This is a genomic window from Burkholderia sp. BCC1996 (assembly GCF_905339955.1).
GTDB lineage: Bacteria > Pseudomonadota > Gammaproteobacteria > Burkholderiales > Burkholderiaceae > Burkholderia.
Map to the genome: position 1 here is coordinate 83932 of NZ_CAJPHM010000021.1, position 16389 is coordinate 100320.

General features: G+C 69.4%; 17 protein-coding genes. 12 read left to right on the forward strand and 5 right to left on the reverse strand.

Annotated features, from left to right (window positions below):
* Window positions 1-158: 158 nt before the first annotated feature.
* From U4Z64_RS27385 to U4Z64_RS27400, 4 genes are read right to left on the reverse strand one after another with little or no spacing between them, the layout of a single operon-like run.
* Complete coding sequence (locus tag U4Z64_RS27385) at window positions 159-1010, reverse strand: ABC transporter ATP-binding protein (RefSeq protein WP_321821609.1); 852 nt, start codon at window positions 1008-1010, stop codon at window positions 159-161.
* A gap of 35 nt (window positions 1011-1045) precedes the next feature.
* Window positions 1046-1870 (reverse strand): ABC transporter permease, encoded by an 825-nt coding sequence (locus U4Z64_RS27390; RefSeq protein WP_321821610.1) that lies wholly within the window; start codon window positions 1868-1870, stop codon window positions 1046-1048.
* Window positions 1871-1894: 24 nt separating this feature from the next.
* Window positions 1895-2734, reverse strand: a complete 840-nt coding sequence (locus tag U4Z64_RS27395) for an ABC transporter permease (RefSeq protein ID WP_321821611.1) — start codon at window positions 2732-2734, stop codon at window positions 1895-1897.
* 15 nt (window positions 2735-2749) lie between these two features.
* Complete coding sequence (locus U4Z64_RS27400; RefSeq protein WP_124488394.1) at window positions 2750-3832, reverse strand: ABC transporter substrate-binding protein; 1083 nt, start codon at window positions 3830-3832, stop codon at window positions 2750-2752.
* An 810-nt stretch (window positions 3833-4642) separates the two neighbouring features.
* Here U4Z64_RS27400 and U4Z64_RS27405 point away from each other — a divergent pair.
* The 12 genes from U4Z64_RS27405 (at window position 4643) to U4Z64_RS27460 (ending at window position 15148) form a co-directional block, all read left to right on the forward strand.
* Window positions 4643-4825, forward strand: a complete 183-nt coding sequence (locus tag U4Z64_RS27405) for a Flp family type IVb pilin (RefSeq protein WP_044843866.1) — start codon at window positions 4643-4645, stop codon at window positions 4823-4825.
* Between the two features lie 88 nt (window positions 4826-4913).
* Window positions 4914-5393 carry a prepilin peptidase gene (locus U4Z64_RS27410; protein ID WP_321821612.1) on the forward strand — a complete coding sequence of 160 codons (480 nt, stop codon included), beginning with the start codon at window positions 4914-4916 and terminating at the stop codon, window positions 5391-5393.
* A 19-nt stretch (window positions 5394-5412) separates the two neighbouring features.
* Entirely contained in the window at window positions 5413-6435 is a 1023-nt protein-coding gene (gene cpaB, locus U4Z64_RS27415) for a Flp pilus assembly protein CpaB (protein WP_321821613.1), read from the forward strand.
* Between the two features lie 53 nt (window positions 6436-6488).
* Window positions 6489-7868, forward strand: coding sequence for a type II and III secretion system protein family protein (locus U4Z64_RS27420; RefSeq protein WP_321821614.1), 1380 nt, complete (start codon window positions 6489-6491; stop codon window positions 7866-7868).
* A gap of 14 nt (window positions 7869-7882) precedes the next feature.
* Window positions 7883-8266, forward strand: coding sequence for a CpaD family pilus assembly lipoprotein (locus U4Z64_RS27425; RefSeq protein WP_044843870.1), 384 nt, complete (start codon window positions 7883-7885; stop codon window positions 8264-8266).
* A gap of 22 nt (window positions 8267-8288) precedes the next feature.
* A complete protein-coding gene (locus U4Z64_RS27430; RefSeq protein WP_321821615.1) occupies window positions 8289-9512 on the forward strand; it encodes an AAA family ATPase in 1224 nt (407 codons plus the stop codon).
* Window positions 9509-10921, forward strand: coding sequence for a CpaF family protein (locus tag U4Z64_RS27435; RefSeq protein ID WP_321821616.1), 1413 nt, complete (start codon window positions 9509-9511; stop codon window positions 10919-10921). The genes U4Z64_RS27430 and U4Z64_RS27435 overlap by 4 nt, the downstream gene beginning before the upstream one ends.
* On the forward strand, window positions 10918-11895 hold the full coding sequence (locus tag U4Z64_RS27440; RefSeq protein ID WP_124488401.1) for a type II secretion system F family protein: 978 nt from the start codon (window positions 10918-10920) through the stop codon (window positions 11893-11895). The genes U4Z64_RS27435 and U4Z64_RS27440 overlap by 4 nt, the downstream gene beginning before the upstream one ends.
* Complete coding sequence (locus U4Z64_RS27445; protein WP_124488402.1) at window positions 11892-12836, forward strand: type II secretion system F family protein; 945 nt, start codon at window positions 11892-11894, stop codon at window positions 12834-12836. The genes U4Z64_RS27440 and U4Z64_RS27445 overlap by 4 nt, the downstream gene beginning before the upstream one ends.
* Complete coding sequence (locus tag U4Z64_RS27450; RefSeq protein WP_321821617.1) at window positions 12833-13690, forward strand: tetratricopeptide repeat protein; 858 nt, start codon at window positions 12833-12835, stop codon at window positions 13688-13690. Before U4Z64_RS27445 ends, U4Z64_RS27450 begins: the two co-directional genes overlap by 4 nt.
* Window positions 13687-14115, forward strand: a complete 429-nt coding sequence (locus U4Z64_RS27455) for a TadE family protein (RefSeq protein WP_321821618.1) — start codon at window positions 13687-13689, stop codon at window positions 14113-14115. The genes U4Z64_RS27450 and U4Z64_RS27455 overlap by 4 nt, the downstream gene beginning before the upstream one ends.
* Window positions 14108-15148 (forward strand): TadG family pilus assembly protein, encoded by a 1041-nt coding sequence (locus U4Z64_RS27460; protein WP_321821619.1) that lies wholly within the window; start codon window positions 14108-14110, stop codon window positions 15146-15148. The genes U4Z64_RS27455 and U4Z64_RS27460 overlap by 8 nt, the downstream gene beginning before the upstream one ends.
* Here the strand turns inward: U4Z64_RS27460 and U4Z64_RS27465 are convergent.
* On the reverse strand, window positions 15112-16374 hold the full coding sequence (locus tag U4Z64_RS27465) for a glycosyltransferase family 87 protein (protein ID WP_321821620.1): 1263 nt from the start codon (window positions 16372-16374) through the stop codon (window positions 15112-15114). The two genes, U4Z64_RS27460 and U4Z64_RS27465, sit on opposite strands and share 37 nt — an antisense overlap.
* Between the last annotated feature and the right edge of the window lie 15 nt (window positions 16375-16389).

The window sequence follows — 16389 nt, forward strand, 5'->3', positions numbered from 1 at the left end:
AGTCTCCTGGGTCGGGTCGATCGAGTCTCCATTCAAGCAGGGACCGCGCGGAACCGGAACCGATGAATCGTCACAACCTTAGTGCGCGCCGTGATGATCGATATGTGTCGGCATGCTGAGCGTTTCGGGCACGGCATCGGGCCCGCCGCGTGAGCGCATCACCACGCGAGCCGCCATTCGCCGATCCGGTGCGTATCGAGCGCCTCGTCACGGTTTGCCCGGCTGCCGCTGCCGCCGTTGCCGGGCGGTTCGAGATCGTCGAAATCGGCGAGCACCGCGTCGCGCAGCCGCGCGAATTCCGGCGAGTCGCGCCGGCGCGGCCGCGGCAACGCGACGTCGAGGATGCGCTCGATGCGCCCCGGGCGCGGCGCCATCGTGACGACGCGATCGCCGAGATACACGGCTTCGTCGACGTCGTGCGTGACCAGCACCATCGTGATGCGTTCCTGTTCCCAGATGCGCAGCAGTTCGTTCTGCATCCGCGCGCGCGTCTGTGCATCGAGTGCGCCGAACGGTTCGTCGAGCAGCAGCACGCGCGGGCGATTCACGAGGCCGCGCGCGATCGCGACGCGTTGCGCCATGCCGCCCGACAGCTGGTTCGGGTACGCATGCTCGAAGCCGTTCAGCCCGACGAGCGCGATGTGCTCGGCTACCGCGCGCCGTTTGGCCGGTGCGTCGAGCGGCGCATTGCGCAGTGCTGCCTCGATGTTCTGCGCAACCGTCAGCCACGGGAACAGCCGGTGATCCTGGAACACGATCCCGCGCTGCAGCGACGTGTCGCGCACCGTTTCGTCGCCGGCGCGGATTTCGCCCGCGTAGTCGGTATCGAGCCCGGCGATCAGGCGCAGCAAAGTCGACTTGCCGCAGCCGCTCGCACCGACGATCGTGACGAACTCGCCGGCACGCACGTGCAGCGACACGTCGTCGAGCACGGCGAGCGACGTGCCGCGTTGCGCATAGCGTTTGCTCACGTGGAGGATATCGAGCGAATCGGAAGCGGGAGTCGTCATGGCGGAAAGGGAAGCAACGGGAAGGAAGAGGGCGATCAGCGGCGCAACTCGCCGCGCCGGGCCAGCACCTTGCGCTCGATCGCGCGCGCGACCGCGTTCAGCGCCCAGCCGGTCACGCCGACGACGATGATCCCGAACAGCACGAGATCCATCCGGAACTGCTCGCTGCCGTCGATCAGTGTGTTGCCGATCCCGGCGCCCGCGACGAGCAGGTACTCGGCGCCGAGCGTCGCGAGCCACGAGTAGATGAGGCCGAGATACAGCCCGGTGAAGATCGACGGCAGCGCGGCGGGCAGGATCACGTGGCGCACGAGCTGAAGCCGCGAATAACGCAGCGCGCGGGCCACGTCGACGTACGTGCGCGGCACCGCATGAATGCCGTCGCACGTATGCGCGGCGACCGGCAGCAGCGCGGCGAGCGACAGGAACACCACCTTGGCGACGTCGCCGAGGCCGAACCAGACGGAAATCAGCGGAATCCACGCGAACAGGGAGATCTGCTTGAACGTGTCGAAGCTCGGGCCGACCATGCGCGCGGCGATGCGCGACAGCCCGAGCGAGGTGCCGAGCAGCAGGCCGCCGGTCGCGCCGATCGCGAAGCCGCACGCTTCGCGCGCGAGCGATGCCGACAATGCACGCGCCAGCGCGCCGCTGGTCGTCTGGGTCCACGCGGTGTGCAGCACGTCGGCCGGGCCGACCAGCAGCCCGCTCTTGACGAGGTGCGCGGACGACACGGCCCACCAGAGCGCGAGCGTGGCGAGCGGCAGGACGAAACCGCGCCAGTCGGGCACGGGAAAGCGACGGGCGATCCTGACGGCGGGCGATGGGGCGTCCGATGCGGACGTGGCGTCAAGCGGCATGGGAAGAGAATCCTTGAATCGGGTTCAACCGCGGAATGCGGACGGCACGCCGCGGCGCAGTCGTGCTTCGAGCGCGTCGAGCAGTCGGTTGATCGCGAGGCCGACCGCGCCGACCACGATCACCGCCGCCATCACGAGATCGAGCTGGAACAGCTGGCGCCCGTACACGATCAGGTAGCCGAGCCCTTCCGACGACGCGACGAGTTCGACGACGACGAGCGCGAGCCACGATTTCGTGAATGCGAGCCGCACGCCGGTCGCGAGCGTCGGAATCGCGGCCGGCAGCACGACGTGGACGATGCGCTGGCGGCGCGTATAGCCGAACACGCGCGCGGCTTCATCGAGCGCGGGCGGCGCCTGGCGGAACCCCTGCAGCGTGCTCATCGTCACGGGGACGAGCGCCGCATGCGCGATCAGCAGGTACTTCAGCGGCTCGCCGACGCCGACGAGCAGCAGCAGGAACGGCAGCCAGCCGAGCACGGGAATCTGCACGAGCGCGTTGAAGCCGGGCAGCACGTAGGCTTCGAGCGTGCGCGACAGGCCGAGCGCCGCGCCGGTCGCGAAACCGAGCAGCGTGCCGGCCGCGAAGCCGACCAGCACGCGCTGCAGGCTGATCAGCGTGTGGCGCGCGAGATCGCCGCTGGCCGCGAGCTCGGCGAGCGAGTCGGCGACGTGTGCGGGCGGCGGCAGGATCTGCGGTGCGATCCAGCCGCGCGCGCTGCCGACGGTCCACAACACGAACAGCAGCGCGGGCAGCGCCCACGGCGCGAGCAGCCACGCCACCCGCTTCGCGGCCGCCGCGCGGGACGGCACGGCGAGCGCGTGCGGGTCGGACGACGGAATCGGGATCGCGGTGTCGCTCATCGGGGCGGGTCCGGGTCAGGAGAGGGGCTTGCCGGCCGCGTCGTAGCGCGGCCAGTAGTGCTCGAGGTGCTGCGCGCGCAACGCGTTGTCGAGGTACTTCGGCTCGAACCAGCCGTCGACGTCGACCGGCTGGCGGATCAGTTTCAGCTTCAGCGCGTCCTGCGCGACGGCCTTGTAGCGCGCGACGAGGAACGGATCGATCAGCGGCGAGAGGCGGTCCTTCAGGCGCTGGTTCGCGTAGTCGGCCTGCCACGACGCATACGGCACGCCGCTCTTTTCCCACAGCCTGAACAGCGCATCGCGGTTCGCTTCGTCGGACGACCATTGCGCACCCTTGACCAGCGCGTTGACGACGCGTTGCACGATGTCCGGATGCGCGTGCTCGAAGTCGTCGAGCACGAGCAGGTGGGTCTGCCGCGTGTATTGCGGGCCGTCGTTCTGCGATTCGTAGATGATTTTCGCGAGGCCCGCGTCGCGCAGTTTGTACAACTGATAGTCGCCCACCGACGCGTCGATGCCCTTCGACGCGAGCGCGGCGAGCGAACTCGCGGAGTCGAGGTTGATCACGCGCAGGTCGCGTTCGCCGAGGCCGTTCTTCGCGAGCGCGTTGTCGGCGACGAGCTGCAGGTTCGTGCCGCGGAAGATCGACACGCGGCGGTCCTTCAGGTCGGTGATCGAGCGGATGCCGGAGTCGGGCGGCACCGCGATCTTCACGCCCGAGCGCACGCTCGCGGCAAGCAGCAGGCGCGTCCTGATGCCGTTCGAGCGCGCGAGCACGGCCGGCAGGTCGCCCTGGTAGGCGAAGTCGAGCGCCTTGTTGGCGATCGCCTCGTTGACGGCCGGGCCCGCGCCCTTGAAGAACAGCCACTGTACCTTGATGCCGTCGGCCGCGAATTCCTTTTCGACGAGTTGCTGCAACTGCGCGGTGGCCGCGCTCGACCCGCCGAAGGTCGGCGGATCGCCGGTGCCCTGCTGGGCGACGCCGATGCGGATCGTGGCGGGCTTGTCGGCGTGCGCGGCGGCAGCGGGCAACGCGACGAGGGACGCGATCAGCAGCGATCGCAGCAGGCGCAGTGGAGACGGGAATCGGTCGATCATGGTGCGTCGGATGGTGAGGAGTCGAAATCGGGCCGGAGGGTGTCGAACCATTCTGGAGGACGCCTCGGGCGCGGGACAAGCAACGATTTGAACTATGCTTATCGCCGCGTTTCGGGTTGGCAAATCACGCGTGGCGCCGATTGGAAATGGCGAGACGGGCGAGCGCGGCGTGCGGATCGCGCACGCCGATCGGCGGCGAACCGAGCGTCGGTGATAGCGGCGCCAATCCGGATCGGGCAATGCGATCGGGTGCGCAAAATTTTCCGGATCATGTCGGCGCGCACGAAAAAGATGCCGGGAAACGCACGCGCGAGTTCGTTTCAAGGTCGGGCAGGTAAATCACGCGGCATATCGGAAAACTGAATAAAAATCATCGAATTGCAACGGCGTCGGCAACGATGCATCCCGTTATTAACATTCTTACTGCACGCCGCGCCGGGCTTGTTGCATCATGCTGAAAAGCGGCAAATGGCATGCGCGTATTTCATCGCTGAAGGGTGCCGCCCATAAATGCACTCCGACGCTAAATAATTTGAAATCGCCGAAAAAATTGTCTATACCCTAGACGAATCAGTGTGAATTGCATTGTGCCAATGCAGTTATGCAACAAGCGCGCGCATGTCGCGGCGGATTCCATTGCCGACCATCGCGCGTTGCAGCGATCGAATGGATTCCGGGGGATGCGCATGGCCCGACGACAGGGCTGCCGCATGAGTCATGAATGGGCGAAAACGCCGTGCGTGCCACCGAAGCAGCGCCGCTTCTTTTCACTCAACGGTCGATCACCGACCCCGTCACACGGAGGTTGTCATGCTGCAATACGTCAAGACCTTGCTGCGCGATGAACGCGGCGTCAGCTCGCTCGAGTACGCGGTTCTGGCCGGCATCGTCGTGGTCGCACTGGCGGCGGTCGGGGTGATCCTCAGCAGTACATCCGGCGGCTTGCCGGCCGTGTTCACCGCGCTGATCAACAAGGTCACGGCGCTGATCTGATCTCCTGAACCCGCGCGCCGCCGACGAACACACGGATCCGCAGCGGTACGACGTATCCAGCCGGGGCGCGCCGACGGACGGCTCTCCGATGCTCTTTCTCGTACAGTCGGCGGCGACGCTCGTGCTGGTGTCGCTCGCGACGCAGGATGTGCGCGCGCGGCACCTGTCCAATCGCGCAGTGCTGGCGTTCGCGATGCTGTATTTCGTTGCGGCGGCACTCGCGCGCGAAGGGCTCGCGCACGTCGCCGGTCACGTGGCGACCGCCGTGGCGATGCTGCTGCTGTTCGCCGGCCTGCGTCACGCGGGCTGGATCGCCGGCGGCGACGTGAAGCTCGCGGCGGCGGTATTCCTGTGGGCCGGCCCGGCGCTCGCGTTCCCGGTGTTGACGATCGTCGGTGCGAGCGGCGCCGCGTGCGGCGTCGCCGCGCTCGCGGCCGTCGCATGGCAGCGTCGCGCCGCGCCGGCGCGTACGATTGCGACGCGCGGCGTGCCATACGGGATCGCGCTCGCGCTCGGCGGGGCGCTGGCTGTCTGGGCGCCGTTCCCTCACGCGGTTTCGCTCACCTAGACCGGGGACGCACGCCGCCATGCCCAAACCCCTGAGAATGACCGTGCTGATCATCGCTGCCGCGATCGGCGCGTTCATCCTGCGCCAGCTGTATGTCGCCGCGTCGACGCCGCCGGTGCCCGGCGAAGCGGCCGAGGTGCGCGTGCGCGTCGCGGCGGCGGACCTGCCCGAAGGGCTGCTGCTGCGCGACAACGATCTCGCATGGAAGCGCATGCCGCGCACGCAGGTGCCGGCCGGTGCGTTCGTCGAGTCGCAACCGGGCGCGGACCTGAAAGGCGCGCTGCTGCGCAACCGTGTCGACGCCGGCGCGCCGATCCGTGCGGACAACGTGATTCCGGGCGCCGCGCCGGATTTTCTCGCGGCCGCGCTGCAGCCCGGCATGCGCGCGATCTCGGTGCCGGTCGACGATGTGTCGGGCAACGCGGGGCTGATCCAGCCGGGCGACTTCGTCGACGTGGTGCTCACGCAGGAGATCGGCGGCTCCGCGACGACGCCCGGCACGTTCGAAGCGGAGACGGTCGTGCGGCGCGCGCGCGTGCTCGCGGTCGGCTCGGAATTCCAGCGTACCAAGACGCCTGCGAGTGCGCCGGACGTGCCGGCCCGCGCGCGCACGGTCACGCTCGAGGTCGCGCCGCGCACCGCGCAGGTCGTGCTGGTCGCGACGCGCCTCGGCTCGCTGTCGCTGTCGCTGCGCAGCTTCGCGACGAGCGATCGCCGGCAGGCGGCGGGCGGCGACGAAGCGGAGCCCGATACGCCGCCGGTGTGGGCCGGCGACGTGTCGCGCGCGGCGCGCCGTGCGCAGCTGGCGCCGCCCGCGAGAACGGACGCCGGCACGCGGCCGGCGCCGCAGGGCAATACGGTCGTGATCTATCGCGGCTCGTCGGTCGACGACGGGTCGCACGGCAGCGGCACCGGCACGCCGGGCTTGCCGCCGCTGCCGTCCGGCTGGATGGGCACGCTGGTTGCGCCGGCGGCGCCCCCGGGCGGCAATGTCGCCGCGGATGCGACGGCGCAGGCGCCACGGATCGCGGCGCCGCAGTGAGCAGTGACGATTCGGGCCGGCCGCCCTGCGGCCGGCATTTGACGGGAACACGCATGGTGCGCATGGTTCGTTGGATGGCTTTCTGGTGCCTGGCCTGCATCGTCGCGCCGGGCGTCGCGCTCGCGCAGCGCGCGGGCGCGACGGACGCCGGCGCGGCGTTGTCGATCGCGACCGGCAAGGGCGAGATGCTGTCGCTGTCCGAACCCGCGACCGCGATGTTCGTCGCGGACCCGAGCATCGCGGACATCCAGGTGCCATCGCCGCGCACCGTGTTCGTGTTCGGCAAGAAGGCGGGCACCACCACGCTGATCGCGCTCGGCGCGAACCATCGGCCGATCCTGCGCCGTACGGTGATCGTGCAGGTCGACACCGCGTCGCTGCAGGCGGTGCTCGACAGCCGCTTTCCGCAATTGAAGCTGTCGGTGTCCGGCGCGCCGGGCTCGCTGATGGTGGCGGGCAAGGTGCCGAGCGCGGCCGACGCGGACGCCGTGATGCAGTCGCTCGCGCCTTACATCAACGACAAGGAAAAGATCGTCAACCGGCTCACGCTGTCGCGCCCGATCCAGGTGAACCTGCGCGTGCGCGTGACCGAGGTGAGCCGCAACGTCACGCAGCAGCTCGGCATCAACTGGAGCTCGCTCGGCTCGGCCGGCAACTTCTTCGGCGGCTTGCTCAGCGGCCGCACGCTGTTCGATCCGACGACCAAGGTGTTCAACCTGTCGCCGACCGGTGCGTATTCGGTGCTCGGCGGCTTCCGCGCGGGGCGCTGGTCGATCGACGTCGTGCTCGACGCGCTCGATCAGGAAGGCCTGATCACGATGCTCGCGGAGCCGAACCTCACCGCGATGTCCGGCCAGACCGCGAGCTTTCTCGCCGGCGGCGAAATTCCGATTCCGGTCGCGCAGGCCGGCAACACAGGCGCGATCACGGTCGAGTTCAAGCCGTTCGGCGTGTCGCTCGACTTCACGCCGACCGTGCTCGCCGACAACCGGATCAGCCTGAAGGTGCGCCCGGAGGTCAGCGAGGTCGATTCGAACAACAGCGTGACGACCGGCAGCGTCAGGGTGCCGGGACTCTCGGTGCGGCGCGTCGAGACGACGGTCGAGCTGTCGAGCGGGCAGAGCTTCGCGATCGGCGGGCTGCTGCAGAGCCAGACGGCGGATACCGTGGCGCAGGTGCCGGGGCTCGGCCGGCTGCCGATCATCGGCCGGCTGTTTTCGTCGAAGAACTTCCAGGACAACAAGACCGAGGTCGTCGTGATCGTGACGCCGTACATCGTGCAGCCGACCGGCCCCGGCCAGCTCGAGCAGGCGCTCGACACCGTCGCGCGGCCGAGCAGCGATCTCGAGTTCGCGATCCAGCGCAATCTCGGGCTCGACCTGCTGACGGGCGACACGCCGCGCCTCGTCGGCGCCGCGGGCTTCGTGTACTGACCGGAGGAGCGCGCATGCGAGTTCGAACCATCGTCGCCGCCTTGCCGCCACTGGTGCTTGCGGGCTGCTTCTCGGCGCCGCCGCCGCTCAACCTGCCCGATGCGCGCGCGATCGGCTTCGACGGCGTGCACGCGGTGCCGCCCGACTGCGCGAAGCTGATGCAGCCGTCGCATCTCGTCGATGCGGGGTTCGGACGGCCCGGCGTGCCGTTCGGCTGCGCGACCTACACGAATCTCGCGACGATGCTCGCGCGGCCGGAAGACCTGGTCGCGCCCGTGCCGTACGGCGGCGCCGATGCGCAAGTCGCCGCCGACGCGGTGCGCCGCTACGTCGAGGATCGCGTGAAGCAGCCGGCTCCGGACAAGACGCTGACGACGACCGGCTCGCCCGGCCACTGACCCGCTCCCGATGCCCATCGCGATGCCGCCCATGAACGTCCTCGATCGCCAGAATGCCAAGCGCGCCGCCGCAGCCGGTGCGGCGGATCTCATCGCGGTCGTGTCCGATGCCGGCAGCGAAGACGTGATCCGCCGCGTCGCCCAGGACCTGTCGATCACGCGCGCCCACGTGCAGCCGGGCAACTGCGACGACGCGATCCGGCTGCTGCAGCAGCACGAGCGCTCGCCGCGCCAGCTGATCGTCGACGTGTCGGATTCGGTGCTGCCGGTGTCCGACCTGATGCGGCTCGCCGACGTGTGCGATCCGTCCGTGAGGGTGGTCGCGATCGGCACGCAGAACGACGTCGGGCTGTTCCGCAACCTGCTCGGCATCGGTGTGCAGGACTACATCGTGAAGCCGCTGACCGTCGAGTTGATGCGGCGCGCGTTGACCGCGACGGAATCGGTCGTGCAGGTGCGCACCGGCAAGATCGTCAGCTTCGTCGGCGCGCGCGGCGGCGTCGGCACGACGACGGTCGCGGTGAGTCTCGCGCGCTGCCTGGCGGGCGAGAAGCGCCGCCGCGTGGCATACGTCGACCTGAACCTGCATGGCGGCGGCGCGAACTCGCGGCTCGGGCTGTCGAGCAACAACGGACTGATCGAACTGCTGAACATGGAACAGCGTCCCGACGACGCGTTGTTCGACCGCATGTTCGTCACGAAGGGCGACCGCCTGCACGTGCTCTCGGCCGAACTGGCGTATGGCGACGACGCGCCGCTGCGCGACGATGCGATCGCGTCGCTCGTCGAGATGCTGAAGGACCGCTTCCATTACGTGCTGTTCGACGTGGGCAACCGCGCCGGCAAACTGTTCGAGGATGCGCTGACGGTGTCCGATCTCGTCTATATCGTCGCGGATCGCTCGGTGCATGCCGCGTACGAAGCCGCCCGGCTTGCGCGCTTCGTGAGGGAGCTGCCCGGCGAGCGGCTGCTGTCGATGATGCTGAACAACCCGCTCGAGCCGGTCAAGGGGCGCGTCGCGCAGGCCGACTTCGAGGACGCATTCGGCGGCGTGCGGCTGCGCGAGCTGCCGCACGAGCCGCAGACGCTCGCGGTCGCCGAGAACCTCGGCGAGCCGATCGAAGGCACGAAACGCCGCGGCTTCCTGGACGAGATCCGGTTGCTCGCGAACGGCATCACCGGCGAATCGATGGCCGTCGCGCAGTCGTGGTACGCGCGCTTCGTGAAATGGAGGAAAGGATCGTGACGTTCGGTACCCGCAAACGGCCGACGCCTGCGCCCGAGCCGGCGGCTACTCCTGCCGCGCCGCGCGAAGGCGCACCGGAGCCGGTCCCGACAGCGAGCCAGGCGCCCGCGTCCGCGCGCGGGCTTGCGGTGGCCGATACCCACGAGGCGCTGATTCGTTCCGGCAAGTTCGACGCGATTCGCACCGCGGTGTTCTCGTCGATGAACATGTCGGCGGCGCTGATGAAGACGCGCGACGAAGTGCGCGCGGGCATCGAGCAGGTGGCCGCGCACACGGTCGAGCGCGAGCGCCTGAAGATAACGGCGGGCGAGCAGGTGCTGATCGTCGACGCGATCCTGAACGACATGTTCGGCGTCGGGCCGATCGAGCCGCTGCTCGCCGACGACACCGTTTCCGACATCCTCGTAAACGGCCCCGACCAGGTGTACGTCGAGCGCGCGGGCCGGCTCGAACTCACGCCGCTGAAGTTTCGCGACAACGCGCACGTGACGAGCGTCGCGCAGCGGATCGCGGCGGCGGTCGGGCGCCGCGTCGACGAGAGCAGCCCGATGGTCGACGCGCGGCTTGCCGACGGCAGCCGCGTGAACGTGGTCCTGCCGCCGATCGCGATGCGCGGCGCGTCGATCTCGATCCGCAAGTTCGCGAAGCGCGACATCACGCTCGCGCGGATGGCGCATCAGGGCAACATCTCGCACGGGATGCTGCAGGTGCTGAAGATCGCGTGCGCGTGCCGGCTGAACATCGTGATCTCGGGCGGCACCGGGTCGGGCAAGACGACGCTGCTCAACGCGCTGTCGCAACACATCGAGGAGCACGAACGGATCGTGACGATCGAGGATGCGGCCGAGCTGCAACTGCTGCAGCCGCACGTCGTCAGTCTCGAGACGCGGCCGGAGAATACGGAAGGGCTCGGCGGGATCTCGCAGCGCGACCTCGTGCGCAACGCGCTGCGGATGCGGCCCGACCGCATCATCCTCGGCGAAATCCGCGGCGCGGAAGCGTTCGACGTGCTGCAGGCGATGAATACCGGGCACGACGGCTCGATGACGACGATCCATGCGAACTCGCCGCGCGACGCGATCAGCCGGCTCGAAAGCATGGTGATGATGGCGAACGCGAACCTGCAGCTGCTGTCGATCCGGCGCCAGATCGCGAGCGCCGTGCACCTGTTCGTGCAGGTCGAGCGGATGCGCGACGGCGTGCGCCGCGTGACCCGGATCACCGAGATCGTCGGAATGGAAGGCGAGGTGGTGATCACGCAGGACCTGTTCGCGTTCCGCCAGGAGGGCGATACGACGCGGGACGTGGTGAAAGGCGTGTTCGAGGCGTCGTCGCTGCGGCCGGCGTTCGCGCCGCGCGCCGCGTACTACGGCGTCGAGGACGCGCTCACCGAGGTCTTCCGGCAATGAGCACCGCGGACCTGCTCGCGCTCGGCGCCTTCGTCGTGATCCTCGCGGCGGGCCTCGCGCTGTCCGCGTGGCTGGACCGTGCGCGCCACACGCCGGAGCAGCGCATTCGCGAGCGGATGCGGCACCTTGCGCCGTCGCTGGCGGGTCGGGAAGCCGGTGCGGCCGCTGCACCCGGCATCGCGCTGTTCAACCTGCCGCGGCGGCAAAGCCGCGCGCGCGCGTGGCTGCAGCGCTACGTGACGCGCGTGCGCGCGGTTGGCGGCGAACGCGGGATGCGGATCGTCGTCGCCGGCACGATCGCCGGCGCGATTGCCGCGATCGTGGTGGTGCAACTCGTCGCGTTGCCGCACGCGCTCCATCCGCTGATCTACGTCGGGCTGCCGCTGGTGGCGATGCGCGCCAGCTATCGCGCGCTGGTCGAGCGGTTCCGGCTGCGTTTTCTCGAAGCGTTCCCGGACGCGATCGACCTGATCGTGCGGGCGGTGCGCGCGGGCATTCCGGTCACGCAGGCGATCAGCACGGTGGGCGACAGCGCGGCGGAGCCGGTGCGCTCGACCTTTCGCTCGATGGGCGACAGCCTGCGCGTCGGCGCGGATCTGAAGGACGTGCTGACGCACGCGGCAGACCGGCTGATGATCGCGGATTTCTCGTTCTTCACCGTCTACCTGCTGCTGCAGCGCGAGACCGGCGGCAGCCTCGGCGAGACGCTCGACGAGTTGTCGAGCATCATCCGCACGCGCCGCGACATCCGCCTGAAAACGCGCGCGTTGACCGCCGAGGGGCGGATCACGACGAAGATCATTTCGGCGGTGCCGTTCGTGATGATCGGCGCGCTGTTCCTCGTGAACCGCGCGTACGTGATGCTGCTGTTCGACACGCATGCCGGACGCGTGATGCTGACGATCGCCGCGGTGCTGCTGACGATCGGACTGCTGACGATTCACAAGATCTCGAAACTGGATACCGCGCGATGACGATGTCGATGCTGGCCGCCCGCGGCCTCGAACTGTTGCTGCTGCTCGCGTGCGTCGCGGCGGCGCTCGCGACGCCCGGCGGCGGCACGCGCCGGCGGATCGCGGAGCGCGTGCAGCAGGCGGCCGGGCAACGTCCGCTGTCGCTGGTGGCGGGGCGGCTGCAGCCGGGCGAGGTACGTCAGGACCTGACGCGGCGGCTCGCGCAACTCGGCGAGCGGTTGCCCGTGCTCGACCCGATGCAGCGTGTGAAGCTCGGGCTGCAGCTGACGCGCGCGGGCTTTCGCGAGCGGCGTGCGGTGTCGTCGATGATCGGCATCAAGCTGAGTTGCGGCGTGCTGCTCGCGGGCGTCGCGATCGTGTTCAGCCCGTACATTCCGCGCTTCGGCGAATACGTCGTGATCCGGGCGCTGGCGATGGTCGCCGCGTTCGTGATCGGCGTGATCGTGCCGGAATACGTGCTCGGCGCAATGATCCGGCGGCGCCGGCGGATCATCGCCGCGTGCTTTCCGGACGCCCTCGACCTGCTGGTGATCTGCACGATGGCCGGCAACAGCCTCGTATCGGGCGTGCGGCGCGTCGCGCGCGAACTCGAGCGCATCTGCCCGCCGCTCGCCGACGAGTTGACGGTATGCGCAGACGAGCTGACGTTGAGCGGCAACGTATCCGAAGCGCTCACGCATTTCGCGACGCGCGTCGACTTTGCGTCGGCGCGCTCGCTTGCCACGACGCTCACGCAATCGCAGCGCTTCGGCACGCCGATCACGCAGGCGCTGCGAACGCTGTCGCGCAGCGAGCGCACCGAGCAGATCGTCGCGCTCGAGGAGCAGGCCGCGAAGCTCGCGCCGAAGATCACGCTGCCGATGATGCTGTTCATCCTGCCGACGGTCGGCCTGATCGCGGCGGGCCCGGCGGCGATTCGCCTGCTCGAGGTATTCAAATGACACGATCCGTGATCCGTGCGTTCGCATTCGCGGCGGTGTTGCCGGTGCTGGCCGGCGGCTGCGCGCCGGGCATCCAGACGCGGCCGGCGTTGTCGCACAAGAGCGACGACCCGCAGGCCGAACTGCGCATTGCCGACAGCGCGCTCGCCGGCGGCAACGTCGATCTCGCGTCGACGCTGTACGAGAAGGTGCTCGCCCGGCATCCCGATTCGCTCCCGGCGCGCCTCGGGTTGGGCGACGTCAGCTACCGCGCGGGCGATCTGGAGCGCGCGCGGATTCTCTACGAGCAGGCACGACAGCAGGCACCCGCGGAACCCGGGCCGCAGGTCGGGCTCGCGCGCGTCGCGTTGCGGCAGCGCCGGCTCGACGAGGCCGCCCAGCGCTACCGCGAGCTGCTGGCCGCGCAGCCGAACCTGCCGCTCGCGGCGGAAGGGCTCGGTACGGTGCTCGACCTGCAGGGCCGCCATGAAGACGCGCAGGCCGTATACCGCGATGCGCTGCGCGCGCATCCGGATGCGCAGGGCTTGCGCGTCGACCTCGGGCTGTCGCTTGTGCTGAGCAACCGGCCGCGCGAAGGCGTGAACGTGCTGCTCGACGTGGCCGGGTTGCCCGATGCGCCGTGGCAGGCGCGCCAGAACCTCGCGTTCGCGTATGGCGTGCTCGGCAACACCGATTCGGCGAAGAAGCTGTTGTCGGCGGATCTGCCCGCATCGGCGGTGGCCGACAATCTGCGCGTCTACGAGGCAGTGCGCGCGCAGCTTGCGGCGCGCCCGGCGCCCGCCGCCGCACGACCGTCGACGGGGGCCGCGCTCGACCCGCACGCGCTGCCGCCCGCCGCGGGGGCGGCAAGATGACACGCCAGGCGATGGGCGTCCGTCACGCGCGCGGCGTCGTATCCCTCGAGTTCGTGCTGATGCTGCCGTTCCTGCTGATGGTGCTGATCGGCATCATCGACACGAGCCTGCTGCTGTGCGACAAGGCCGTCATCACGAACGCGAGCCGCGAGGCCGCGCGTGCGGGCGTCATGCTGCGCGTGCCGATGCTGACCCCGACACAGATCGCCAACGTCGCGTCGACCTACACGCAGAACAGCCTCATCACCGGCGGCACCGCGACGACGCCGACCATCACCGTGACGCAGGCGAACGGCACGACGGCCGGCACCGCGCTGACGGTCACGGTGACCTACACGTATTCGGGGCTGGTGCTGGGGTCGGCATTCAGCGCGCTGACCGGCCCGGTGACGATCTCGGCCAGCTCGGTGATGCTCTATGAATGACGCGGTCGGCACGCCACGCATCGGCGCCACGCGCGAGCGCGGTTCCGTCGCGCTGTTCTTCCTGCTGTTCCTGATTCCGCTGCTGTCGTTCGGCGCGCTGGCAATCGACATCGCGTGGGTGGCCACGGTGCGCAACCAGTTGCAGAACGCTGCCGACGCGGCCGCGCTCGCGGCGGCCGACGCGATGATGTCGCCCACGGGCGGCGCGCTGAACTGGTCGCAGGCCGCGCCGGCGGCGAACGGCGTGATCGCGCAGAATGCGGCGGCAGGCGCGCCGCTCGCGACCGGCACGGTGACGACCGGCTACTGGAACGTGACGCGCAACCCGGCATCGATGCAGCCGACGACCATCACGCCCGGCCAATACGACGTGCCGGCGGTTCAGGTGACCGTGTCGCGCGCGCCGGGCGTGAACGGCGGCTCGATTCCGCTGCTGCTCGGCGGGCTGCTCGGCATTCCGGGCGCGTCCGGCAGCGCGACCGCGATCGCGGTGCTCGCCGCGCCGGGCGGGGTGGCGGCGGGCGGGCTCTTTCCGGTCGCGATCGACCAGTGCGTGTACAACCAGTACTGGAACACGCTGACCAACCAGCCGCTGATCAATCCGCTGACCAACCTGCCGTACGAATTCTCGATCACGAACGGCCAGACCTACGGCACGCTGTGCATGGGCGGCCAGTGGACGTCGTTCCAGTCGACCGCGACCGACACGACGACGATGGGCGGCCTGATGGTGACCGGCAACCCGACGACGCTCAATATCGGCGACAGCATCTATCTCGCGACCGGCGTGAAGGCGACGCTCTACACGTCGGTGCCGGTCGGCACGACGGTCGTGCTGCCGGTCGTCACGCAGACGGCGAGCAGCACCTACGTGCCGATCGTCGCGTTCGCGGCGTTCCGTATCGACGTGTCGCTCGGCGGCACGTACAAGTACATCCAGGGGCACTTCGTCGCCGGCGTGAAGATGACCGGCGTCGCGACGGGCGTCGGGCCGTACTACGGGCTGTACGTGCCGCCGCGGCTCGCGTTGTGAGCGTCGTGCCGCGCGCGGCGCAGCAGCACGAGCAGCGCGAAGAGCGTCACGACCGGGCCGATCTGCGGCAGCAGCAGCCACGGGTTCAGGTATTCGGCGATCGGCAGCGCCCACATCAGCGCGATCGTGGCCTGTTCGCCGCGCAGCCAGCCGTCGCGCCAGCCGATCGACAGCATGCAGGCGATCGCGATGGCGAGCCACGCAAGTTCGTAGTGCCACACGTACGGATTCGCCACGAGCGTCGCGACCGCCAGCACGGCGGCGCGCACGCGGGTATCGCGCGATTGCGTCCATGCGATGCACGCGGCGGCGATCGCGATTGCCGCAATACACGCTTGCGCGGCATAGGCGGCGCCGAGCGGCACGCCCGCAAGCCGGAACGCCGCGAACGGCGTCGGCGACGCGAGCCAGAACACGACACCGTGTTCGAGGACGATCGATCGCGCGAGTCCGGTGCTGGCGACGAACAGGCGCAGCGACTCGGTGCCGCAAATCAGGACGCTCAGCGCGACGAACGTGCCGGTGGCGAGCGCGGCCCATGCGATCGTGCGCCATGCGCGCACGGCGACCAGCACGAACGGGAACAGCAGCGCCATCTGCGGCTTGACCGACAGCAGGCCGATGCAGAGGCCCGCCCAGATCGGCCGCCGTTCGGCCCAGTGGACGGCCAGCGCCGCGCACGACGCGGTCAGGAACGCGTTTTGTCCGAGCGTCGCGGTGACGAACACGCAAGGCGCGGCGGCCAGCGCGAGCGGGCCGACGCGCGATGCGCCCGGAATCGTGCCGAGACGCGAAACGCGCCACGCGACGAGGCCGAGCACGACGACGCCGATCGTGACGAACAACGGATAACCGAGCGCGAAGGGCAGTAGCGCCAGCGGTGTCACGAGCAGCAGATAGGTGGGCGGGTACAGCCACGGGGCGAAGACGTCGCGGCGAAGGTGCGTGAACAGCCCGGTCGTCAGCCGCGAGAAGGTTGAGAAGTCGTACGCCTGCGCCGGCGAGCCGTGCAGCATCACGTACGAGGCCGACCAGAATACCGAGAAGTCGGCACCGGGGCGTGCCCCGATGCTTCCGGATCCGTGACGAACGACGGTCGTCCAGATCGTGACGAACAGTGCGTCGAGCACGAGCATCAGCACGCTGTACACGACGACGCGCCGCAGCGTGAGCCACGCGCGCACGGGCCGCTCCGCCGAGCGCATCGATTCGCGGGGAATGTCCAATTGCGGCGGTCCGGT